The 22,355-nt window shown below is 59.9% G+C and carries 16 protein-coding genes and 1 pseudogene; 13 read left to right on the top strand and 4 right to left on the bottom strand.

The window, feature by feature from the left end; all coding sequences use genetic code 11:
* Nucleotides 1–51 precede the first annotated feature (51 nt).
* The 6 genes from BT125_RS03270 (at nucleotide 52) to BT125_RS03295 (ending at nucleotide 6,977) form a co-directional block, all read left to right on the top strand.
* On the top strand, nucleotides 52–921 hold the full coding sequence (locus BT125_RS03270) for a lipase family alpha/beta hydrolase (RefSeq protein ID WP_072405154.1): 870 nt from the start codon (nucleotides 52–54) through the stop codon (nucleotides 919–921).
* A gap of 96 nt (nucleotides 922–1,017) precedes the next feature.
* Nucleotides 1,018–1,299, top strand: a complete 282-nt coding sequence (locus tag BT125_RS03275) for a peptidylprolyl isomerase (RefSeq protein WP_072405155.1) — start codon at nucleotides 1,018–1,020, stop codon at nucleotides 1,297–1,299.
* Nucleotides 1,300–1,427: 128 nt separating this feature from the next.
* Nucleotides 1,428–3,296, top strand: a complete 1,869-nt coding sequence (locus BT125_RS03280; RefSeq protein WP_072405156.1) for an extracellular solute-binding protein — start codon at nucleotides 1,428–1,430, stop codon at nucleotides 3,294–3,296.
* A complete protein-coding gene (locus tag BT125_RS03285) occupies nucleotides 3,296–4,354 on the top strand; it encodes a microcin C ABC transporter permease YejB (RefSeq protein WP_072405157.1) in 1,059 nt (352 codons plus the stop codon). Before BT125_RS03280 ends, BT125_RS03285 begins: the two co-directional genes overlap by 1 nt.
* Nucleotides 4,354–5,376 carry an ABC transporter permease gene (locus BT125_RS03290; protein WP_072405158.1) on the top strand — a complete coding sequence of 341 codons (1,023 nt, stop codon included), beginning with the start codon at nucleotides 4,354–4,356 and terminating at the stop codon, nucleotides 5,374–5,376. The genes BT125_RS03285 and BT125_RS03290 overlap by 1 nt, the downstream gene beginning before the upstream one ends.
* A gap of 26 nt (nucleotides 5,377–5,402) precedes the next feature.
* Nucleotides 5,403–6,977: an ABC transporter ATP-binding protein gene (locus BT125_RS03295; protein ID WP_072405385.1), complete on the top strand. Its 1,575-nt coding sequence runs from the start codon at nucleotides 5,403–5,405 to the stop codon at nucleotides 6,975–6,977.
* Nucleotides 6,978–6,998: 21 nt separating this feature from the next.
* Here the strand turns inward: BT125_RS03295 and BT125_RS29945 are convergent, their stop codons facing one another.
* From BT125_RS29945 to BT125_RS03305, 3 genes and pseudogenes are all read right to left on the bottom strand, one after another.
* Nucleotides 6,999–7,445, bottom strand: a complete 447-nt coding sequence (locus BT125_RS29945) for a methyl-accepting chemotaxis protein (RefSeq protein ID WP_371128533.1) — start codon at nucleotides 7,443–7,445, stop codon at nucleotides 6,999–7,001.
* Nucleotides 7,446–7,553: 108 nt separating this feature from the next.
* Nucleotides 7,554–8,333, bottom strand: a pseudogene (locus BT125_RS29950) (PAS domain-containing protein); the annotation flags it as partial.
* A 159-nt stretch (nucleotides 8,334–8,492) separates the two neighbouring features.
* Complete coding sequence (locus BT125_RS03305; RefSeq protein WP_072405160.1) at nucleotides 8,493–8,708, bottom strand: TIGR02450 family Trp-rich protein; 216 nt, start codon at nucleotides 8,706–8,708, stop codon at nucleotides 8,493–8,495.
* A gap of 177 nt (nucleotides 8,709–8,885) precedes the next feature.
* Between BT125_RS03305 and BT125_RS03310 the strand changes: the two genes are divergently transcribed.
* The 6 genes from BT125_RS03310 (at nucleotide 8,886) to asnB (ending at nucleotide 18,511) form a co-directional block, all read left to right on the top strand.
* Nucleotides 8,886–10,301 (top strand): sigma-54 interaction domain-containing protein, encoded by a 1,416-nt coding sequence (locus tag BT125_RS03310; protein ID WP_072405161.1) that lies wholly within the window; start codon nucleotides 8,886–8,888, stop codon nucleotides 10,299–10,301.
* A 302-nt stretch (nucleotides 10,302–10,603) separates the two neighbouring features.
* Complete coding sequence (locus BT125_RS03315; protein ID WP_072405162.1) at nucleotides 10,604–11,995, top strand: GntP family permease; 1,392 nt, start codon at nucleotides 10,604–10,606, stop codon at nucleotides 11,993–11,995.
* Nucleotides 11,996–12,002: 7 nt separating this feature from the next.
* Nucleotides 12,003–12,779 carry a 3-hydroxybutyrate dehydrogenase gene (locus tag BT125_RS03320; protein ID WP_060738100.1) on the top strand — a complete coding sequence of 259 codons (777 nt, stop codon included), beginning with the start codon at nucleotides 12,003–12,005 and terminating at the stop codon, nucleotides 12,777–12,779.
* A 189-nt stretch (nucleotides 12,780–12,968) separates the two neighbouring features.
* A complete protein-coding gene (locus tag BT125_RS03325; RefSeq protein ID WP_072405163.1) occupies nucleotides 12,969–14,924 on the top strand; it encodes an acetoacetate--CoA ligase in 1,956 nt (651 codons plus the stop codon).
* 458 nt (nucleotides 14,925–15,382) lie between these two features.
* The gene (locus BT125_RS03330) at nucleotides 15,383–16,735 is read left to right on the top strand and encodes an FAD-binding oxidoreductase (protein ID WP_072405164.1); all 1,353 of its coding nucleotides are present in this window, start codon (nucleotides 15,383–15,385) and stop codon (nucleotides 16,733–16,735) included.
* Nucleotides 16,736–16,822: 87 nt separating this feature from the next.
* Nucleotides 16,823–18,511, top strand: coding sequence for an asparagine synthase (glutamine-hydrolyzing) (asnB, locus tag BT125_RS03335; protein WP_072405165.1), 1,689 nt, complete (start codon nucleotides 16,823–16,825; stop codon nucleotides 18,509–18,511).
* 43 nt (nucleotides 18,512–18,554) lie between these two features.
* Here the strand turns inward: asnB and BT125_RS03340 are convergent, their stop codons facing one another.
* Complete coding sequence (locus BT125_RS03340) at nucleotides 18,555–19,664, bottom strand: PilT/PilU family type 4a pilus ATPase (RefSeq protein ID WP_072405166.1); 1,110 nt, start codon at nucleotides 19,662–19,664, stop codon at nucleotides 18,555–18,557.
* A gap of 132 nt (nucleotides 19,665–19,796) precedes the next feature.
* On the opposite strand from BT125_RS03340, the gene BT125_RS03345 reads away from it, so the two are divergent.
* A complete protein-coding gene (locus BT125_RS03345) occupies nucleotides 19,797–22,334 on the top strand; it encodes a hybrid sensor histidine kinase/response regulator (protein WP_072405167.1) in 2,538 nt (845 codons plus the stop codon).
* The last annotated feature ends 21 nt before the right edge of the window (nucleotides 22,335–22,355 follow it).

The raw sequence follows: 22,355 nt of genomic DNA on the forward strand, positions 1-22,355 counted from the left end.
TTAGAGTGAAGTCGCAAATTCAAGGTGAACCTCCTCGAAAAAGGTACGAACATGCAACGGAATGCAACCACTCAATTTCCCATCCTGCTGGTCCATGGGTTGTTCGGGTTTGACAAGATCGGCGGCTTCGAACTTTTCCATGACATCAAACAGGCCCTACGCGCAGGCGGTGCCCGGGTGTTCATCCCGTACTTGTCGGCCACCCACTCCAACGAAGCCAGGGGTGAACAACTGCTGGTTCAGATCGATCGGGTTCTGGCCGGTACCGGCGCCACCCGGGTCAATCTGATCGGCCACAGCCAGGGTGCGCTGGCCGCCCGGTATGCCGCCGCGCTGGCACCCGACAGGGTGGCCTCGGTCACCTCGGTCAGTGGTCCTAACCATGGTTCCGAACTGGCTGACTTTCTGCGCAAGGCCCTCACTCCCGGCCGGCTGCCAGGACACGTGGCACGGGGCGTCGCCACGCTGTTCGCCGATTTCATCTCGCTGCTGGACGGCCAGGCGCAGCTATCGCCAGCCGCTGTCGCCGCACTGTCGGCGCTGAGCACTGAGGGCGTAGGCGCCTTTAATGACAAGTACCCCCAGGGTCTGCCGAAGCACTGGGGCGGGAACGGTCCGGACCGGGTCAACGGCGTGCGCTACTACTCATGGAGCGGCACGTTGCCAGAGGCGACGGATAAAGAACGGGAACCTTTGCAGGTTTTCTGCCGCGCCTTTTCTGAATACTTCATCACCGAAGCCGGGCAGAACGACGGCCTGGTCGGGCGCTTCAGTTCGCACCTGGGCAAGGTCATTCGCTCCGACTATCCCATGAACCACATGGAGGCTATCGGCCCGGGAGGCGGTAAGGCATGCCAGGGGACAGACCCCGCAGCGCTCTACCTGCGCCACGCCGAACGCCTGCGCAAAGCCGGCCTTTGATCGCCAGACCCAAGGTTTTGACGCAATTTTGACAACACCTCGTCAATGAATCCGGTAGGCTCAACACCTTTAAATACATCGAAAGGAATTTGCCCCATGGCCAAAGCCACTGCCCGCCACATCCTGGTTTCCACCGAAGACAAGTGCAACGAACTCAAGGCCCAGATCGAAGCCGGCGCCGACTTCGCCGAAGTGGCCAAGGCCAACTCCTCCTGCCCGTCCAGCCGTCAGGGCGGCGACCTGGGTTCGTTCGGCCCGGGCCAGATGGTCAAGGAGTTCGACACCGTGGTGTTCAGCGCACCGATCAATACCGTCCAAGGCCCAGTCAAGACCCAGTTCGGCTACCACCTGCTGGAAGTCACCAGCCGCCAGGACTGATCCCGGTTTATCGGCATAACGGCCCGCCCTTCGGTGGGCCGTTGTGTTTAGGTCTCGCGAGGGGCTGGCGATTCAAGCGCCGCTCGCGTACAAATCGTGTCATCGATCACCCGGCTCTAAGGCTGACAATGCGACTGGCGTTCCCTTCACTGCTATTGATTGCCGTGGTCCTGCTGACAGGCGCCGCCGGCGTCGATGCAGCACCGCAACATGCCCTGACCGTGTATGGCGAGCCCGCCAGATATGCCGAAGGCTTCGGCCACTTCGCCTACGCCAACCCCCAGGCCCCAAAAGGTGGGACCATGCGCCGCTCGGCCGTGGAGATTGGCCACTTCGACCACATCCTGCCCTATATCGACAAAGGCATCGGCGTCAGCCAGATCGACGGAATGCTCTACTCGCCACTGGCCCAGCGCTCGCTGGATGAGCCCTATACCGTCTATGGCCTGGTGGCGCAGAAGATGGAGCGTGCCGACGATGGCCTGTCCTTGCGCTTCTACCTCAACCCCAAGGCCCGCTTCGCCGATGGCAAGCCCATCACCGCCCAGGACGTGCGCTACAGCTTCGAGCTGTTGATGACCCAAGGCAGCCTGCGCTATCGCACTCAGTTCGCGGCGGTCAAGGACGTAGTGGTCGAGGACGAGCGCACCGTGCGCTTCAACTTCAAGAACAACGAAAGCCGCACCCTGCCTCTGGACATCGCCACCCTGCCGGTCCTTCCCGAACATTGGTGGAAGACTCGCGACTTCGCCAACGGCGGCGGCTACGAGGCGCCACTGGGCAGCGGCCCCTACCGGGTGAGCAAAGTCGACTCCGGGCGCAGCATCACATTCGAGCGCAATGCCGATTGGTGGGGCAAGGATTTGCCGGTCAGTCGCGGGCTCTACAATTTCGACCATTTCAGCATCGAGTATTTCGGCGACACTGACGTCGCCCGCCAGGTGCTGCGCGGCGGCGCCTATGACTACAATCGCGAATTCTCCGCCACCGGCTATTCCATCGGCTACGACGGCCCGGCCCTGCAGGACGGTCGCCTGCAAAAGGCCCACCTGGCCAAAGAGGCCCCCCAGGCCGCCCAGGGCTTTGTCTTCAATCTGCAAAAGCCGCAGTTCCAGGACCGCCGCGTGCGCCAGGCCCTGGCCATGCTCTGGGATTTCGAATGGAGCAACCGCCAGATGATGCGCAACGTCTATGTGCGTCAGCAGAGTTACTTCTCCAACACTGACCTTGCCGCCCGAAAACTGCCCGACGCCGGCGAGCTGGCGATTCTGGAGCCGTTGCGCGGGCAGATTCCCGACGAAGTCTTCACCCAGGTCTTCCAGGCCCCGAAAACCGATGGCAGCGGCGTGATCCGCGATAAACAATTGCAAGCCCTGGCCTTGTTGGAACAGGCCGGCTGGAAACCCGACGGCGACCGCCTGGTGAATGCCGAGGGCGAACCGCTGAGCTTTACCTTCCTGAACAGCCAGAACGGTATCGACCGCCTGCTGCTGCCCTACAAACGTACCCTGGCGCAAATCGGCATCGACATGAGCATCCGCCGCATCGATGCCTCCCAGTACGTCAATCGCCTGATGAGTCGCGACTACGACATGATCATCACCGGCTACCCCGTCAGCACCTCGCCGGGCATGGAACTCTACAACTACTTCGGTTCGGCGGCCGCCAACGATCCGGGGGCCAACAACTACATGGCCTTGAAGAACCCGGCGGTGGACGCACTGATCGATGGTTTGGTCAAGGCCAGCACCCAAGCCGACATGCTGCGCCATGCCCACGCCCTGGACCGGGTGCTGCAATGGAATTACTACTGGATCCCCAACTATTACCCGCCGGGCAGCTCGACCGTGTGGTGGAACCGCTTCGGCATGCCCAAGGTTCAGGCCAGCAATGACGAAGCCATCGAAAGCTGGTGGGAAGTGAGCACCACACCGTTGACCAACGAGCAGATGCGCGCCGAACGCATCAGGCGCGGCACACCCGGAGGGCCGCATTGATGTGGGCTTATATCGCGCGGCGCCTGTTGCTGATCATTCCCACGCTGGTGATTATCCTGCTGGTGAACTTCGTCATCGTACAGGCCGCACCCGGCGGACCGGTGGAACAGGCCATCGCCCATCTGCAAGGCATCGGCGGCACCAGCGTCGGCGGTTCGGGCAGTGAGATGAGCGGCCATTCCCGCGCCAGTCGCGGCCTGGACCCGCAACTGATCAAGGACATCGAGAAACAGTACGGCTTCGATAAACCGGCCCACGAGCGCCTGTGGCTGATGCTCAGCAGCTATGCGCGCCTCGACTTCGGCAAGAGCTTCTTCCGCGGCGCGACGGTCACCGACCTGATCCTGGAAAAGATGCCGGTGACCATTTCCCTTGGGCTCTGGGCGACTTTGATCACGTACCTGGTGTCGATTCCCCTGGGCATTCGCAAGGCCGTGCGTCACGGCTCGGCATTCGACGTGTGGAGCAGCACCGCGATCATCATTGGCTACGCCATGCCGGCGTTCCTCTTCGCGATGTTCCTGATCGTGGTGTTCGCCGGCGGCACCTCGCTGAACTGGTTTCCGGTGCGCGGGCTGGTGTCGGACAACTTCGAGTCGCTGTCGACGCTGGGCAAGATCGCCGATTATTTCTGGCACTTGGTACTGCCGGTCACCTCGCTGGTGATCGGCGGCTTCGCCACCTTGACGATCCTGACCAAGAACTCGTTCCTCAATGAAATCACCCGCCAGTACGTGGTCACGGCGCGGGCCAAGGGCATGAGCGAACAGCGGGTGCTCTACGGTCACGTGTTCCGCAATGCGATGCTGTTGGTAGTCTCCGGTATTCCCCAGGCGTTCATCAGCGTGTTCTTTGCCGGCTCCTTGCTGATCGAGGTGATCTTTTCCCTAGACGGGCTGGGCCGCATGAGCTACGAGGCCGCGGTATCCCGGGACTACCCGGTGGTGTTCGGCTCGCTGTTCATCTTCACGCTGTTCGGCCTGCTGATCAAACTCATCGGCGACCTCTGCTACACCCTGGTGGACCCGCGCATCGACTTCGCCGCGAGGAACGCCTGATGTTCAAGCTTTCTCCCTTGGGCCGCCGACGTTTCGAGCGCTTCAGGAAAAACCGCCGGGGCTGGTGGTCGCTGTGGCTGTTCATCGGCCTGTTCATCCTGAGCCTGGGCGGCGAGTTGATCGCCAATGACAAGCCATGGGTGGTGAGCTACCAGGGCTCGCTGTATTTCCCGGTATTCAAGCGCCACACCGAGCAGGAGTTTGGCGGGCAACTGCCGTTCCAGGCCGACTACCGCAGCAGCTACGTGCAGAACCTGATCCACAAGGACGGCGGCTGGCTGTGGTTTCCACCGATCCCGTTCAGCGACGACACCCCCAACTACGACCTCAACCAACCCGCCCCGAGCCCCCCCTCATCGGTGAACTGGCTGGGCACCGATGACCAGTCCCGGGACGTGCTGGCCCGGGTGATCTTCGGCGCGCGGGTGTCGATCCTGTTCGCCCTGGCCCTGACCGCCATCAGTGCGCTGATCGGCATCGCCGCCGGTGCGTTGCAGGGGTACTACGGCGGCTGGGTGGATTTGCTCGGGCAACGCCTGCTGGAAGTCTGGTCCGGCCTGCCGGTGCTCTATCTGTTGATCATCCTGTCCGGCTTCGTCGAGCCGAATTTCTGGTGGCTGCTGGGGATCATGGCGCTGTTTTCCTGGCTGGCCCTGGTGGACGTGGTCCGCGCCGAGTTTCTGCGCGGGCGCAACCTGGAGTACGTCAAGGCCGCCAGGGCCCTGGGGCTCAGTGATCGCAAGGTGATCGTGCGGCATATCCTGCCCAACGCGATGAACGCGACCCTGAGCTACCTGCCCTTCATCCTCACCGGGGCGATCTCCACCCTCACTGCCCTGGATTTCCTCGGTTTCGGCATGCCGGCCGGTAGCGCCTCCCTGGGCGAATTGATCGCCCAGGGCAAACAGAACCTGCAAGCGCCATGGCTGGGGCTGACGGCGTTTTTCACCCTGGCGCTGATTCTTTCCCTGCTGGTGTTTATCGGCGAAGCGTTGCGAGACGCGTTCGACCCACGCTCTTGAAAACAACCATGAAGCGGACCCTTGAGATGAGCGACAACCTGATCGAAATCCGCGACCTGAGCGTGGCCTTCAACGACCAGACGGTGGTGCGCAACCTGTGCCTGGACATCCGCCCCGGCGAATGCCTGGCCCTGGTGGGCGAGTCGGGTTCCGGCAAGTCGGTGACGGCCCATTCGATCCTGCAATTGCTGCCCGAAACCGGCACCCGCACCACCGGTAGCATTCGCTATCGCGGCCAGGAACTGCTGGGCGCCGACGCCAAGACCCTACGGGAGTTGCGCGGCAACCGCATCGCCATGATCTTCCAGGAGCCGATGACCTCGCTGAACCCGCTGCACAGCGTCGAAAAGCAGATCGGTGAAACCCTGATGCTGCACCGGGGCCTGGGCGGCAAGGCGGCACGCGAGCGCATTCTGGAGCTGCTGGCCCTGGTGGGCATTCAGAAACCCGCCGAGCGGCTCAAGGCCTACCCCCATCAACTGTCCGGCGGCCAACGGCAACGGGTGATGATCGCCATGGCCCTGGCCTGCGAGCCGGAGCTGTTGATCGCCGACGAACCGACCACCGCCCTGGACGTGACCGTGCAACGCAAGATCCTGCTGTTGCTCAAGTCCTTGCAGCAACGGCTCGGCATGTCCTTGTTGTTGATCAGTCACGACCTGAATCTGGTGCGCAGCATCGCGCAACGGGTGTGTGTGATGAAGGCCGGGGAAATCGTCGAGCAGGCGCCGTGCGAAACCCTGTTCAGCGCACCGAAACATCCCTACAGCTGCGTGCTGCTGCACGCCGAACCGGAAGGCGAGGCCCTGCCCCGGGACGAGCGCGAAGACGTGTTGCAGGTGCGGGACCTGCGCGTGAGCTTTGCCCTGGGCGGCGGGTTGTTCCGGCGCAAGGAATATTTGCGCGCCGTGGACGGTATCAGCCTGAGTGTCCAGCGCGGCAAGACCCTGGGCATCGTCGGCGAATCCGGTTCCGGCAAATCCACCCTCGGCCAGGCGATCCTGCGGCTGATCGAATCCGAAGGCAGCATCCACTTCCAGGGCCAGGCCCTCGAGCAGTTATCCCACAAGGCGTTGCGGCCATGGCGCAGGAAGATGCAGGTGGTGTTCCAGGACCCGTTCGGCAGCCTCAGCCCGCGAATGTCGGTGCAGCAGATCATCAGCGAAGGCCTGGAGGTGCACAGCCCGTCCAGCCCTGAGGAATGCGAAGCCCAGGTGATCCAGGCGCTCAAGGAAGTCGGCCTCGATCCACAGAGCCGACACCGCTACCCCCATGAGTTTTCCGGCGGCCAGCGCCAACGCATCGCCATCGCCCGGGCCTTGGTGCTCAAGCCGGCGCTGATTCTGTTGGACGAACCGACCTCGGCCCTGGACCGCACCGTGCAGAAACAAGTGGTCGCGCTGCTGCGCCAGCTCCAGGAAAAGCACGGCCTGACCTACCTGTTCATCAGCCATGACCTGGCGGTGGTCCGCGCCCTGGCCCACGACATGATCGTGATCAAGGATGGCAAGGTGGTCGAGCAAGGCGCCAGTCACGACGTGTTCGATTCACCCCAGCATCCCTATACCAAAGAACTGTTGGCGGCGGCACTTCCCAGGTAAAGGTCGCCGCGGCTCTAGCGCTCAACTGTCGCGGCGCTGATCCAGCGCTTGGGCAAATTCGCCAATGGCCTCCACGACCTGCTGCGCCCCTCGGTGGATATCGAGGATAACGGTGCCCGCCTGGTTCGCCAGCTTCACGCCCTGCTCCGCCTTGAGGGTGCTGGACTGCATGCTGGTCACCGCTTGCCTGGCGAGGTCGCGGTTCTTGCCGACGACTTCGGTGATGGCCACCGTGGCCTGGCTCGTGCGCCGTGCCAGGTTGCGCACTTCATCGGCGACCACGGCGAAACCCCGCCCCTGTTCCCCGGCGCGCGCCGCTTCGATGGCCGCATTGAGCGCGAGCAGGTTAGTCTGTTCGGCGATCCCCCGGATGGCATCGACGATGCTGCCGATTTCCTCGGACTGGGCGCTCAGCGCACTGATTCCCGTGGCCACCCGCTGGAGTTCATCGGCGATGCTTTGCACCACGGTGACCGTTTCCTGGACAACCGCCGTGCCAAGCTGGGTGTGCTCGTCAGTCTGCCGGGACGTCTCGAAGGCCAGCCGCGCGGCGTTGGATTCGCTCTGGCGCTGCTCGACCTCACGGGTGTGATCGGTGGCGAACTTGACCACGCCATACAATCTTCCCTGGGTGTCGTAGAGCGGGTTGTAGGTTGCCTGCAACCAGACCGTGGCGCCTTGTTTGTCGATGCGCTGGAACAGGCCGGTCACATACTCTCCCCGATTCAATCCAGCCCAGAACCCGCGATACGCGTCACTCTGGAACTCACTGGACTTGCAGAACAGGCGGTGGTGCTGACCGCAAACCTCCTCCAGGCGATAGCCCATCACCTTGAGGAAATTCGCATTGGCATTCACCACCTGACCATTGAGGTCGAACTCGATGACCGCCATGGAGCGGTCGATCGCGTGCCTGAAGCTGGATTCGGTCTGGCTCCGAAGGACACGCTCACTGATGTCCCGGGCCACTTCAATGACGCGTTGCAGCTTTCCCTCCTGGTCCAGCACCGGAATGTAACGGGCCTCCACCCACAACCAATGCCCGTCGCGGGCCAGGTGCAAGAACTGTGCATCGACATTCAGGCCTTGCCCCACCTGTTGCCACACAGCGGCATATTCCCGACTGCGCGCGTAGGCAGGCTCGCAGAACATCTGGTGATGCTTGCCCTGAATGTCCTCGAGGGAATAGCCCAGCATCTTCAAAAACAACGCATTGGCGCCGAGCACCTGCCCCGCCGGATCGAGTTCGATAATCGCCATCGCCTGATGGAAAGCGGCTCGCTCGGTCTCGAGAATAGCCCGCCGGGCCTGGATCGGGTGCAAGGTTTCCTGATGCTTGCGGGTGCGAATGAACATGGATACCACTCCGGAAACATAAGTGCTTGGCCGCAGCCAATTGAAGGCACGATGCCTTGTTTGCTAGAGAGGAACCATTAAGCCACTATCCTTCAATAAATTGTACAATTTTATTATCTTGTACAAGAAATAGCGAAGCCGGAATATTCATCCAACGCCTTAGTGCCAACCGATTTTCCAGCGCTTGTCATCGCGCAACTCTGACCAGTCGAACAGCTCCACACGCCCGCTGTGCACTGCCTGAAGTTCAACATTTACAGGAGTTCCCGCCTCGTCGCAGATCAATTCGGTGACCAGAAAATGCTTTTCCCGATTAACTGGCGCGCAGGCCGTCCATTTGGAGAGCTTCAATTTCCGGGGATTGAATGTGTTCACGTGTTCTCCAAAAAAAGGCAGGAAACCGGAGCAGGATCATGTACAAAAATAGCTAACCGTACAAGTTGAGCCCGAAAATAACGGTGGCGCTTCGATCCTGGGACTTCCCCCGGCATAATGCGGCTCTTGGCACCCACCCATGGCTGCCGGCAAATCCCTCCTCTCTGGAAATGCCCGATGAACCCCACCGAAAGCCTCAAGGATTACAAGCGCGTGCGCACGCTGGCGATCCGTTCGTTATTCGAGATCATCGAGCAGTCCAGCGAAGGCACGGTGATTGTCGACCGTGACGCGAATATCGTCTGGATGAACGAGCGCTACGCCCGCCGTTTCGGTCTGAACTCGGCGCAGGAAGCGATTGGCCGGGCCTGCGAGAGCGTGATTCCCGGCAGCCTGTTGCGCGAAGTGGTGCGCACCGGGCGCCCGATCCTGCTGGACATGCAGGACACGCCCAAGGAGCCGCTGGTGGTGATGCGTCTGCCGATCCATGACAACGCCGGCGCGGTGATCGGCGCCATCGGTTTTGCCTTGTTCGATGAATTGCGCAGCCTGTCGCCGATGCTCAAGCGCTACCTGAGCATGCAGGAAGAACTGGCCTCCACCCGCTCATTGCTACGGGCGCGGCAAACCAAGTACAACTTTGCCCATTTCATTGGCACCAGCAGCGCCGGCCTTGAGGTCAAGCGCCGTGCCCGGCGCAGCGCCAGCGCCGATTCGCCAGTGCTGCTGCTCGGCGAAACCGGCACCGGTAAAGAGCTGCTGGCCCAGGCCATCCACAGCGCTTCACCGCGGGCGCACAAGGCGTTCGTCAGCATCAACAGCGCGGCGATTCCTGAATCGCTGCTGGAGGCCGAGTTCTTCGGCACCGCCCCCGGGGCCTTTACCGGGGCCGACCGCAAGGGCCGAGCCGGCAAACTGCAGATTGCCCAGGGCGGCACGCTGTTCCTCGACGAGATCGGCGACATGCCGCTGCCGCTGCAAAGCAAATTGCTGCGCGTGCTTCAGGAAAAAGAGTACGAACCGGTGGGCTCCAACGAGGTGCTGCAAAGCGATGTGCGCGTGATCGCCGCCACCTCCATGGATTTGGAAGCGGCCATCAAGCGCGGCGAGTTTCGCGCCGACCTGTATTACCGCCTCAACGTGTTGCCTATCCAGGTCCCACCGTTGCGCGAACGCCTGGATGACCTGCCCGCCCTGAGCGAGGCGATCCTCGAAGAACTCCGTAGCCAGCACGAACTGAACCGCGATGCATTGGACCTGCTGAGCCAACACGCCTGGCCGGGCAACATCCGCGAGCTGCGCAACGTGCTGGAACGGGCCGCGCTGCTCAGCGATGACCTGGTACTGACAGCGGCGGACATCCGTCCGGCCATCGGCACATTCACACCCGTCACCCGCACGGCGAGCCCTAGCCTTGAGCCGCTGCCCCATGAAACCTTCAGCCAGGCCCGGGCGCGATTCGACCGGCACCTGATCGAAAACACCCTCGCGCAATGCGGCGGCAAAGTGGTGGAAGCGGCCGAGCGGTTGGGGCTGGGGAGGTCGACCTTGTACAAGAAGATGGTGGCGTTGGGGATTGCCGAGTCTCAATAAAGAGACTTAGTTCTCAAAATATAGACTGTCGGTTTTGGAGCGCTTTGCGCTCATCGCGAGCAAGCTCGCTCCCAACAGGTATGGGGTCCTCTTGAGGTACGCGCCCACCTGTGGGAGCGAGCTTGCTCGCGATGAGGCCAGCCCATCCCATAAAAAATCTCCAAACAGAGAAAAAACTGTCGCCCCACCCCTAAAAAACCAAACAATTTCCTTATATTTCAGACAGTTACACACCTGGCACAAAACTCGCTAAAGCCTCTCCCACAGCTTCATCACAACAATAACAATCCAGGAGACACACCATGAGTGTGATCATTGCCTTGGCAGCCCTCGCGCTGCTGATGGTTGCCGCCTACCGTGGCTACAGCGTTATCCTCTTTGCCCCCATCGCCGCCCTCGGTGCCGTCCTGCTCACCGACCCGTCCGCGGTCGCCCCCGCATTCACCGGGGTGTTCATGGAGAAAATGGTCGGTTTCATCAAACTGTATTTCCCGGTGTTCCTGCTCGGTGCAGTGTTCGGCAAGCTGATTGAGCTGTCGGGCTTCTCCCGCTCCATCGTCGCCGCGGCGATTCGTTTGCTGGGGACGCGCCAGGCCATGCTGGTGATCGTGCTGGTCTGCGCCCTGCTGACCTATGGTGGCGTGTCACTGTTCGTGGTGGTGTTCGCGGTGTACCCGTTTGCCGCCGAAATGTTCCGCCAGAGCAATATTCCCAAGCGCTTGATCCCGGCCACCATCGCCCTGGGTGCGTTCTCGTTCACCATGGACGCCCTGCCCGGCACGCCGCAAATCCAGAACATCATCCCCAGCACGTTCTTCAACACCACCGCCTGGGCGGCACCATGGCTGGGGGTGATCGGTACGATCTTCGTGTTCAGCCTCGGCATGCTGTTCCTGCAACGCCAGCGCAACAAGGCCCAGCGTGTGGGCGAAGGCTACGGCACGGAGCTGCGCAACGAGCCGGAAACCGCCGAAGACATCCAGCTGCCGAACCCTTGGATCGCTGTTTCGCCATTGCTGGCGGTGGGCATCATGAACCTGCTGTTCACCCAGTGGATTCCACAGTGGTACGGCAAGACCCACAGCCTGGCGCTGCCGGGCATGGCGACACCGGTGACCAGCGACATCGCCAAGCTCACCGCGATCTGGGCGGTGCAGGCGGCGTTGCTGGTGGGCATCATCATGGTCTTGCTGTTCGGCTTCCGGGCCATTCGCAGCAAACTGGCCGAAGGCAGCAAGAGCGCCGTGGGCGGTGCGTTGCTGGCGGCGATGAACACCGCTTCGGAATACGGCTTCGGCGCGGTCATCGCGTCCTTGCCAGGCTTCCTGGTGCTGGCCGACTGGCTCAAGAACATTCCCAACCCGCTGGTCAACGAAGCGGTGACGGTCACGCTGCTGGCGGGCATCACCGGCTCAGCCTCGGGTGGCATGAGCATCGCCTTGGCGGCGATGTCGGAAAGCTTCATCAACGCCGCCCACGCCGCCAACATTCCCTTGGAAGTACTGCACCGGGTGGCCGCCATGGCCAGCGGCGGCATGGACACCCTGCCCCACAACGGCGCGGTGATTACCCTGCTGGCGGTGACCGGGCTGACCCACCGCGAAGCCTACAAAGACATTTTCTGCATTACGCTGATCAAGACCCTCGCGGTGTTCTTCGTGATCGCTGTGTTCTACGCCACTGGCATTGTGTGAGGTTCCCATGACAACTGCTCTTTCGGGCAAGACCGCCCTGGTCACCGGTTCTACCAGCGGCATCGGCCTGGGCATCGCCCTGAGCCTGGCCAAGGCCGGCGCCAACCTGATCCTCAACGGCTTCGGCGATGCCTCGGCGGTGATCGCTGAGGTCAAACAATTCGGCGGCAAGGTCGGTCATCATCCGGCCGATGTCAGCGACCCGGCGCAGATCGCCGACATGCTCGCCTACGCCGAGCGCGAATTCGGCGGCGTGGACATCTTGGTGAATAACGCCGGGATCCAGCACGTGGCCGCCGTGGAGGATTTTCCGGTGGAGCGCTGGGACTCGATCATCGCCATCAACCTGTCCTCGGTGTTCCACGCCACCCGCCTGAGCCTGCCGGGCATGCGGGCCAAGGGCTGGGGCCGGATCGTCAACATCGCCTCGGTGCATGGCCAGGTCGGCTCGGTGGGCAAGGCAGCGTATGTCGCGGCCAAGCATGGGGTGATCGGCCTGACCAAAGTGGTCGGCCTGGAGACGGCCACCAGCAACGTGACCTGCAACGCCATCTGCCCAGGCTGGGTGCTGACGCCACTGGTGCAAAAACAGATCGACGACCGCATTGCCGCCGGCGTTGACCCGCAACAGGCACAGCATGATCTGTTGGCCGAGAAACAACCGTCCCTGGAGTTCGTCACCCCGCCGCAACTGGGGGAACTGGTGCTGTTCCTGTGCAGCGAAGCCGGCAGCCAGGTGCGGGGCGCGGCGTGGAATATCGATGGTGGGTGGTTGGCTCAGTAACACCCTCCTCTGGCGAGCGCGTTTCGTGTGGCGAGGGAGCTTGCTCCCGCTGGACTGCGAAGCAGGCCCAACAGGCGGCCGCTACGCAGCCGAGCGGGAGCAAGCTCCCTCGCCACAGAAGCGGTTCTCGCCATAAATAACGCCTTGTGCTGCAATGTTTACAAGCCCGAAAAAACAAGAGGCACCCCCATGTCCGACCTCCTCTGGCAACCCAGCCCCGAACGCATCGCCCAGTCGCGCATGAACGCCTTTCGCCAGTTCGTCAATGCGCGGCATCACCTGCAACTGAACGACTACCCCGCCCTGCACGCCTGGAGCATCGACCAGCGCGAGGCCTTCTGGCAGGCCATCGTCGACTTCTTCGAGATCCACTTTCACCACGCTCCCGACGCGGTACTGGTGGAGGGTGCGCAAATGCCCAGCGCCCAGTGGTTCCCTGGCGCCACACTGAACTTCGCCGAGCACCTGCTGCGCCGCCGCGATGACGCCGTCGCGGTGGTGGCGCTGGGCGAAAACGGCGGCCAGGAACAACTGACCTGGGCCGAACTCGCCGCCCATGTCGCCGGCCTGCAGAAAAGCCTGCAAGCCGCTGGCGTCACCCGGGGCGACCGGGTCGCCGCCTGCCTGCCCAACACTTGGCAGACGTTAGTGGGCATGCTCGCCAGCACCAGCCTGGGGGCCATCTGGTCATGCTCGTCACCGGACTTCGGCACCCAGGGCGTCATCGACCGGTTCGGCCAGATCGAGCCCAAGGTACTGATCACCTGCGCCGGTTATCGCTACGCCGGCAAGGTCATCGACCAGCGGGCCAAGGTCAATGAAATCCTCGAACGGCTGCCGTCGCTGCAACAACTGATCGTATTGCCTTATGCCCAGCCTGACGCCCGCCTCGAGGACTTCAAGACCCCGGCCGCGGTCGCGTTGTGGAACGACTTTTATCAACGCGGCGGCGAACCGGAATTCGTCAGCATGCCGTTCGACCACCCGCTGTACATCCTGTACTCCAGCGGCACCACCGGCGTGCCGAAGTGCATCGTCCACGGTACCGGTGGCGTGCTGCTGCAACACGTCAAGGAACATGGCCTGCACGTCGACCTCGGTCCCGAGGATCGGCTGTTCTACTACACGACCTGCGGCTGGATGATGTGGAATTGGCTGGTATCGGCCCTCGCCGTCGGCAGTGCGGTGGTGCTCTATGACGGCTCACCGTTCCATCCTGGCCCCGAGCGCCTGCTGGACCTGATCGACCAGCAGCGCATCAGCGTATTCGGCACCAGCCCCAAGTTCCTGGCCTCACTGGAGAGCCAGGGCTTCAAGCCTCGGCAAACCCACGACCTGGGCAGCCTGAAAACCATCCTATCCACCGGTTCGGCGCTGGCGCCCCATAGCTACGATTTCGTGTACCGCGACTTCAAGCCCGACGTCTGCCTGGCCTCGATGTCCGGCGGCACCGACATTGTGTCGTGCTTCGTCAACGGCAACCCACTGTCACCGGTACGTCGAGGCGAGATGCAAGGCAAGAGCCTGGGCATGGCCGTACAGGTCTGGAGCGAGGCCGGCCAAGCGGTCATCGGCGAGAAAGGCGAACTGGTGTGCACTCGGCATTTTCCGGCCATGCCCATCGGTTTGTGGAACGACCCACGGCAGGAGAAACTTCGTGCGTCCTACTTCAACCAATTCCCTGGCGTATGGGCCCAGGGTGACTACGCCGAAGAACTGCCCCACGGCGGCGTGTTGATTCATGGACGCTCCGACGCCGTGCTCAACCCCGGCGGTGTACGCATTGGTACGGCGGAGATCTATCGGCAGGTGGAAAAGGTCGAGCAGGTGCTGGACAGCGTCGCCATCGGCCAGCAATGGCAGGGGGACGTGCGGGTTGTGCTGTTTGTGCGCTTGCGGGACGGCGTGCGACTGGATGAGGCCTTGAAGCAGCAGATCCGCCAGGTCATCCGGGCCAACACCACGCCAAGGCATGTGCCGGCGAAAATTGTGGCGGTGACGGACATTCCCCGGACGATCAGCGGCAAAGTCGTCGAGTTGGCAGTGCGCAATGTGGTGCATGGGCAGCCGGTCAAGAACACCGATGCACTGGCCAATCCCGAAGCACTGGAACAATTTCGCGATCGCCCTGAACTGACGGCCTGAGTTCGTTGGTCCGGCGTTGCCATCGCACATAACACCCATTAATACCGCCTCAAATCATGCACGAGCAAATATCCCCGCGCATTTAAAAATGCATAAAACTGTTTCAACTTGTGCCGCAAAAACATTTAAAAATGGCGCAAAGTAGATACTCGGAGGAAATATAGCCCACCACCAGACACCCCCATACAAAAACAAACCCTTTAGAAAAACAAAGCATCAGTTGAGCACTTTACAGCTTCACCGGATGACAAGAAAAACTGAATTTTCCCACAATAAAAAATTTGATCAGACCAACACCTACCAACCCCATACATGGGAAATATCCGGTTAAAGATTGCGCCCACTTAAAAGCTTTACGGATAGCAAAACAAGCCTATAGACTTTAAAGAATAAAGCTAATCGCGAAAGCGCACCCCAACTTAAATTTCATTCAAACAACCCAGCGTAGAGTCCAACTCATGAACCATCGATATTTTGGTGACGCCCTCATAAGCAAATATGAGGACGTCACCATTATTTTTCCTGACGACAGTGCTTATGAGAAGACCAGACAAGTCTATAACAGGATGCATGACCTTTATCCGTCAATGATTATTCAAACCCTGAACCGAGCAGCATTAAAGGAGATCGTCAGCTTTGTCACGGCCAATGGCATAGAACTCGCTATCAGGGGGGGCGGGCACCACATTGCAGGCTTCGGCTCCACGCAGGGAGGCATACTGCTCGATTTCTCACCTTTCAACGATATCGTGATTGATGGAATCCATAAAATTGCCCGCGTCCAGCCGGGGGCACGGTTAAAGGATGTGGATGACGCACTTTGCCAACATGGGTACGTCATACCTACCGGCACGGTGAGTGATACAGGTATTGCTGGATTGACGCTGGGCGGTGGTATTGGCTGGCTACTGGGAAAGTACGGCTATACCTGTGAGAATCTTGTAGGCGCAGATGTACTTTTAGCTACAGGGGCTCTCGTAAGGGCCGAAGATCCGGGGCATGAGGATTTGTTGTGGGCGTTGCGCGGCGGAGGCGGAAATTTTGGTATCGTACTTGAATTCAGGTACAAGCTATCGAGACTGCCTTCCGTTTATTGTGGCACCCTGGAATTCACTGGAAATGATGTCGAAGCCGCATTGAGCGACCTGTTTAAATATCTGGACAATCACTGCCCGTCCAACTTGGTTGTCGCTCCGATTCTTCATCGCCATAAAAACTCAATGGAGTGCATGCTCTCCATCGATTTCTGTTTAAGCGACTCAATCGATTACTCAGAAATCAAAAATCTCGAAGAATGCTTGAGCCAGACTATCAAGCACACCTATCTCACCAATGACTTTCTGACATGGCAATCATGGTCTGATGAGCGTTTTGCTCAACCGATGAGAGGCTACTGGAAATCAGTGTGCCCCGAAATCATGGGAGAGAATATTTCGCATTTGTTAACGGATTGGCAAAAAAAAATCCCAGGACCTAACTGCAGTGTGATGATAGAACATCTGAACCCATCCAGAAGAGAAAAATCCGGCGTGGAGTCAGCACTTTCGATAAAAACAATGAACTATGGAATTTTATTTTCTGCTCGCTGGACGTCCTCATGCGATGACGCCAAATACGTGAGCTGGGTCAAAAGCGCCGCGAGCTCGATAACTGGCGCTGCGAGAGCACTTTCATACTCAAATTACACGCTCGATGAAGAAAACACCCAGCCCTCAGTATTTTCGAATAGCGATAACAGGCTATCTTTCACAAAGAAAAAATATGATCCACTGAACGTATTCCGCCGCAACCACAACATTACAAAAAAATAAATTACTCCCTCCAAACTTTGCCCAGCTGATCCATTCATTCAGCACCCCCCTATAAAACCAAAAAATCTCGACATAAAGAGCACAACCATGTGTGGAATACTCGCTGTATACTCCCCAGCCGCCGACATCCAGTCCGTACACATAGATAAAGCACTTGCAGAACTAAATCATCGCGGTCCTGATTTCAGAAACCGCTATATATCACCCGATAGAAAAGTCGCCTTGGGACATACATTACTGGCCATTGCCGACGCACCTGAAAACAGTCAGCAACCGATTGAATTCGAGCATCTTCGGATGACCTACAATGGTGAAATATATAATGTCGCGCACGTCAGACAGGCCCTGCGATCGAAAGGTGCAACCCTCACCACCACCTCTGATAGCGAAGCACTGATCAAGGCCGCGTACTATTTCGGATTGGAATATCTGAGCAATATCACAGGCTGTTACGCGTTCGTCATCCATGACAGTAAACTGAACAAGGTTTTTTTTGGACGCGATCCCTATGGAGAGAAACAACTGGTCTGGACGAAAACCCCTGCCGGGCTGCTGGCCATTAGCTCGGAATCCAAGGCACTGAAACACATTCCAGGGGTCGCACTTAACACCAACACCACGCGCATTTGGCAAGACTTCATTTTCGGATTTTACTCCCCTCGCAGTGAAACGTACTTTGACAACGTGCACAATGCGGAGCCAGGTACGATTTATGCTGTTGATCACGACGGCAATGTCCGTGAACATCTAAAAATCAAATCAACGTCAGCCGTCTGTTACACAGATGAGAACCTGCATATAGCATTGGCGAATGCGGTTAAAAGCCAGATCCCTGACAGGTTTTCGCCTGCTGCCATCTTATCGGGTGGATTGGACAGTAGTATCATCACGACGCTGCTCGACAAAAGCGCCTCCAGCCTTCAAGCATTCACGGCCTATTACCAGGGCACCGAAAGCGAAGACTTCAGCAGCGCAAAAAAATTGACAAGCATATTAAAACATACAACTTTACAGCCTATCTGCGTAGCAAGCGATGACGGAAACCATCTATTCTCTAAGGTCACACATTCTTTGGAGGAACCCTTACTAGATCAAGTCTATATTTCTCAATACTTGCTTTACAAAGCAGTGTCCGAAAAAGGTCTTCGAGTTGCTCTTAATGGTCAAGGTGCAGACGAATTCTGGTGCGGCTACAACCAGCATTACGACTTCCCAATGCAAAGTGAAGCGATACAAAAACACCGGTGGCATGACTTCTACTTCAAGAAAGCAATCGAGTCAGGGCTCGGACTGCTTCTTACCGAGTCGGAAATTAAAACGCTTATTGAAGAGCATTTGCCTGACACATCGGGGAAAGAACCGCTAGAAGTGCTGACTCAATTTTCAATAGAGAACCATCTTCGAGCAATGCTCTGCCATGAAGACAGGCTTTCGATGGCCTCCTCCGTCGAGGTCCGTCTTCCCTTCCTGGACAGACATGTCATTAGTCTGGCGTTAAGTCTGGCTGCAAAGGACAAAATAGTTGATGGCGTAGAGAAAATGCCCCTGCGCAGGGCATTCACCAACGAGCTGCCTCGCGAAATAGCCCAACGACGCAAATTGGCGTTTCCTGACGCGCCTGAAAAGAACTACACGCACATCCTGACATCACACAGCAACCAAGAGCGTTTCAACGGATTTTTCTCCCAGGCTGACTTCAAGAAGTTCCAGTCGCAAGGAAAAAACCTATGGATGCTATTTGGGGTAAATGCGTTTCATAACTCGTTCAGTCATTGACCCTGCACCTCCAATATCCAACAACGCACGGATGAAGCGCTTATCAGTCCATCAGGCCCCATTCGCCCGACGGCGCTTGGGGCTGCGGTGATTCTTCGGCGTGCAATTTCAACTTCAGCCGCAGGTTGTTCACCGAGTCCGCGTGCTTCAGTGCTTCCTCTTCTTCAATCACGCCCTCGACGACCAGCGCGTAAAGCGCGTAGTCGAACGTTTGCATCCCCTGCTCCACAGACTTTTCCATAATCCCCTTGAGTTCAGAAAACTGATTGCTCCGGATCAGATCGGCCACCGTGGGCGAACCCAGCATGACCTCCACCGCCGCCCGCCGCTGGCCGGTGCGGGTGCGTACCAAGCGTTGGGAAACGAACGCCTTGAGGTTGTTGCCCAGGTCGTTCAACAACTGCGGCCGGCGCTCTTCCGGGAAAAAATTGATCACCCGATCCAGGGCCTGGTTGGCGTTATGGGCATGCAAGGTGGAAATCACCAAGTGCCCGGTATCGGCAAACGCCAGGGCATGCTCCATGGTTTCCCGATCGCGGATTTCGCCGATCAGCACCACGTCCGGCGCCTGGCGCAAAGTGTTTTTCAGGGCCGCATGAAAACTGCGGGTGTCGACACCGACTTCCCGTTGGTTGATGATGGATTTCTTGTGCCGATGGATATACTCCACCGGGTCCTCAATGGTGATGATGTGGCCGCTGCTGTTGCGATTGCGGTAATCGATCAGCGCCGCCAGGGAGGTCGACTTGCCCGAACCTGTCGCGCCCACGAACAGCATCAACCCTTGTTTCTGCATGATGCTGTCCAACAGCACCCGGGGCAGTTTCAGGTCTTCGAAGCGCGGGATGTCCAGCTTGACGTTGCGGATCACCATGGACACGTCATTGCGCTGCTTGAAGACATTGACCCGGAACCGCCCGACGCCGGCCAGGGAGATCGCCAGGTTCATTTCCAGTTCCCGATCGAACTCAAGGCGCTGTTCGGCGTCCATCAAAGACTCGGCGAGCCGGGCAATGTCGCCGACCTTGAACGCTTCGTGCCCCAAGGGCTTGAGCACGCCCTCGAAACGCGCGCACGGCGGCGCCCCCGTAGACATGTAAAGGTCGGAACCATTCTGGCTCGCCAGGATTCGCAACAACGGATCGATTTCCATGGACTGAAACTTCCGCGAGACATCAATGAAACAAGTTGAGCCGAACATGAAACCCTTCAGACCCGCCCGTACTTACTTTCCTCAAAGGATAGTAGACGCCGTGGTACAGACACGACAGCCAGGGATTGCGTGATGAACGCGACACCCGCCGGCAGCGATGCCCAGCGCCTGATCAGCCAGGTGGACTGGGCCCAGACCCCATTAGGCACGGCCCGGAACTGGCCTCCGAGCCTGCGCACCGCCGTGGACATCGTGCTCCATTCGCCCATGCCAATGGCCTTGCTGTGGGGAGCGCAACTGACCCATCTCTACAACGACGCCTTCGGCCGACTGACCGGTGACAAGCATCCCCGGGCGTTCGGCCAGCCGACCCATGCAGCATGGCCCGAACTCAAAGGGGCAACCGAAGAGATTTACCACCGCGTATTGCAAGGCCAGACGCACACCTGCCGCGATCAGCACTGGCGCGTGCCCTTCGCCGGTCGCCTCTGCGATATCTGGCTGGACCTGACCTACAGCCCGGTGCATGACGAAAGCGGCAGCGTCGCCGGCATCCTGGTCACCGCCATCGAGACCAGCGAACGCCGCCGCCTGGCCATGGAATTCGAACGGCGCTCCGAGGCCAGCCTCAAGGCCCAGCACGAAAGCGAAGAGCGTCTGCAACTGGCCCTGGCCGCCGCCGACGCGCTGGGCACCTGGGATTGGGACATCAGCGAAGACCGCTTCATCGCCGACGCGCATTTCGCCCTGTTGCATGGCGTCGACCCGAACCTGTCGCGCCAGTTGCCCATCAGCGCCTACCTCGAAGGCGTGCATCCCGAGGACCGGGCGATGGTTGCCCGCAGCATCAAGCACTGCATCACCCATGGCACCGAATACGCCGAAGAGTACCGGCTGTTGCAGCCCGACGATGAATTACGCTGGGTGTACGTGCGTGGCCGTTGCTACAAGGACCGCCACGGCCGGCCCAAGCGTTTCCTTGGCGCGGCCCTGGACCTGACCGAACGCAAGCGTACCGAGCAAGCCCTGCGCCAGAGCCAGACCGAGCTGCAGTTGATCATCAACGCCATGCCGATCCTCATCAGCTACGTGGACCGCGAAGAGCGCTTCAGGCTGAACAACAGCGCCTACCTGGACTGGTACGGGCTGACCCCGCAGGAGCTCTACGGCAAGACCATCCGCGAAGTGCTCGGCGAAGAGGCCTATGCCGCTCGCGCCCAACAGATCGCCGATGCCCTGGCCGGCAATCCATGCAGCTTCACCGTGCAGATGGACCATCGCGACGGTCGCCCGCGCCATTCACTGATCAACTACTTGCCTCGCCACGGGGCGGACGGGGCGGTGAACGGTTTCTACATCTTCGTGATCGACGAGACCGAGAGCAGGAAAACCGAGGAAGCCCTGCGCAACCTCAACGAAACACTGGAGGAACGGGTCATCGCCCGGACCCAGCAACTGGCCGAAGCCAACCACCGCCTGCAAAGCGAGATGTTCGAACGCGAGCGCGCCGAAGAAGCCCTGCGCCATGCACAGAAAATGGAGGCCGTGGGCCAACTCACTGGCGGCATTGCCCATGACTTCAACAACATGCTCACCGGCATCCTCGGCAGCCTCGATCTGATGCAACGCTACATCGCCGCCGGCCGCACCGCCGAGATCGGGCGCTTCACCGAAGCGGCGGTGTCGTCGGCCAACCGCGCCGCGGCCCTGACCCATCGGCTGCTGGCGTTTTCCCGCCGCCAGTCCCTGGACCGCAAGCCGCTGGACGCCAACGAGCTGGTACGCTCGCTCGAAGACCTGCTGAGCCGGACCACCGGCGATCACATCGTGCTGCGGCTGCAACTGACCCACGATCTGTGGCCGGTCAGCACCGATGCCAGCCAGTTGGAAAACGCCCTGCTCAATCTGGTGATCAACGCCCGCGACGCCATGCCCGACGGCGGCGAATTGATCGTCGAAACCGCCAACGTCTATCTGGACGGCACTGACATCAGCACCCTCGAACCGGTCAAGGCCGGCGACTACGTGATGATCGCGGTCAGCGACAACGGCAGCGGCATGACCCCCGCCGTGCTGGCCAAGGCCTTCGACCCGTTCTTCACCACCAAGCCCATCGGCCAGGGCACCGGCCTGGGCTTGTCTATGATCTACGGGTTTGCCCAACAGTCGGGTGGACACCTCAACCTGGACAGCGTGCCGGGCCAGGGCACGCGGGTGCAGTTGTACCTGCCGCGCTTGCACGTTGCGCCGGCCCAACAATCCGCCACGGCGGAGACAATCGACGTACCGCCGGCCATCGCCGGGGAAACCGTGTTGCTGGTGGAAGATGAACCGGCGGTGCGCATGCTGGTGCTCGACCTGTTGAAGACCTTGGGCTACACCGCCCTGGAGGCCCAGGACGCCATGACGGCCCTGCCCATGCTGGAATCGGAGCAGCGCATCGACTTGTTGGTGACCGACGTCGGGCTGCCGGGCATGAATGGCCGGCAACTGGCGGAAATCGGCCGCCAGCACCGCCCGGGGCTGAAAGTGCTGTTCATGACCGGTTACGCGCAGAAAGCCGCCGAACGCCAGGGGTTCCTCGACCAGGGCATGGACATGGTCGCCAAGCCCTTCACCCTCGATCTGCTGGCCAACAAGATTCGGACGATGATCAACCATGACTGCTGACTTGAGGCATAATCGCCGCCC

Origin of the sequence: Pseudomonas sp. NFACC04-2, from assembly GCF_900119265.1 — a bacterium.
Taxonomy (GTDB): domain Bacteria; phylum Pseudomonadota; class Gammaproteobacteria; order Pseudomonadales; family Pseudomonadaceae; genus Aquipseudomonas; species Aquipseudomonas fluorescens_AA.

Bases quoted from the DNA above. Each gene is read 5' to 3' on its own strand.
- BT125_RS03270 (WP_072405154.1), top strand. From the start codon at position 52: ATGCAACGGAATGCAACCACTCAATTTCCCATCCTGCTGGTCCATGGG.
- BT125_RS03275 (WP_072405155.1), top strand. From the start codon at position 1,018: ATGGCCAAAGCCACTGCCCGCCACATCCTGGTTTCCACCGAAGACAAG.
- BT125_RS03280 (WP_072405156.1), top strand. From the start codon at position 1,428: ATGCGACTGGCGTTCCCTTCACTGCTATTGATTGCCGTGGTCCTGCTG.
- BT125_RS03285 (WP_072405157.1), top strand. From the start codon at position 3,296: ATGTGGGCTTATATCGCGCGGCGCCTGTTGCTGATCATTCCCACGCTG.
- BT125_RS03290 (WP_072405158.1), top strand. From the start codon at position 4,354: ATGTTCAAGCTTTCTCCCTTGGGCCGCCGACGTTTCGAGCGCTTCAGG.
- BT125_RS03295 (WP_072405385.1), top strand. From the start codon at position 5,403: ATGAGCGACAACCTGATCGAAATCCGCGACCTGAGCGTGGCCTTCAAC.
- BT125_RS03310 (WP_072405161.1), top strand. From the start codon at position 8,886: ATGAACCCCACCGAAAGCCTCAAGGATTACAAGCGCGTGCGCACGCTG.
- BT125_RS03315 (WP_072405162.1), top strand. From the start codon at position 10,604: ATGAGTGTGATCATTGCCTTGGCAGCCCTCGCGCTGCTGATGGTTGCC.
- BT125_RS03320 (WP_060738100.1), top strand. From the start codon at position 12,003: ATGACAACTGCTCTTTCGGGCAAGACCGCCCTGGTCACCGGTTCTACC.
- BT125_RS03325 (WP_072405163.1), top strand. From the start codon at position 12,969: ATGTCCGACCTCCTCTGGCAACCCAGCCCCGAACGCATCGCCCAGTCG.
- BT125_RS03330 (WP_072405164.1), top strand. From the start codon at position 15,383: ATGAACCATCGATATTTTGGTGACGCCCTCATAAGCAAATATGAGGAC.
- asnB (WP_072405165.1), top strand. From the start codon at position 16,823: ATGTGTGGAATACTCGCTGTATACTCCCCAGCCGCCGACATCCAGTCC.
- BT125_RS03340 (WP_072405166.1), bottom strand. From the start codon at position 19,664: ATGGAAATCGATCCGTTGTTGCGAATCCTGGCGAGCCAGAATGGTTCC.
- BT125_RS03345 (WP_072405167.1), top strand. From the start codon at position 19,797: ATGAACGCGACACCCGCCGGCAGCGATGCCCAGCGCCTGATCAGCCAG.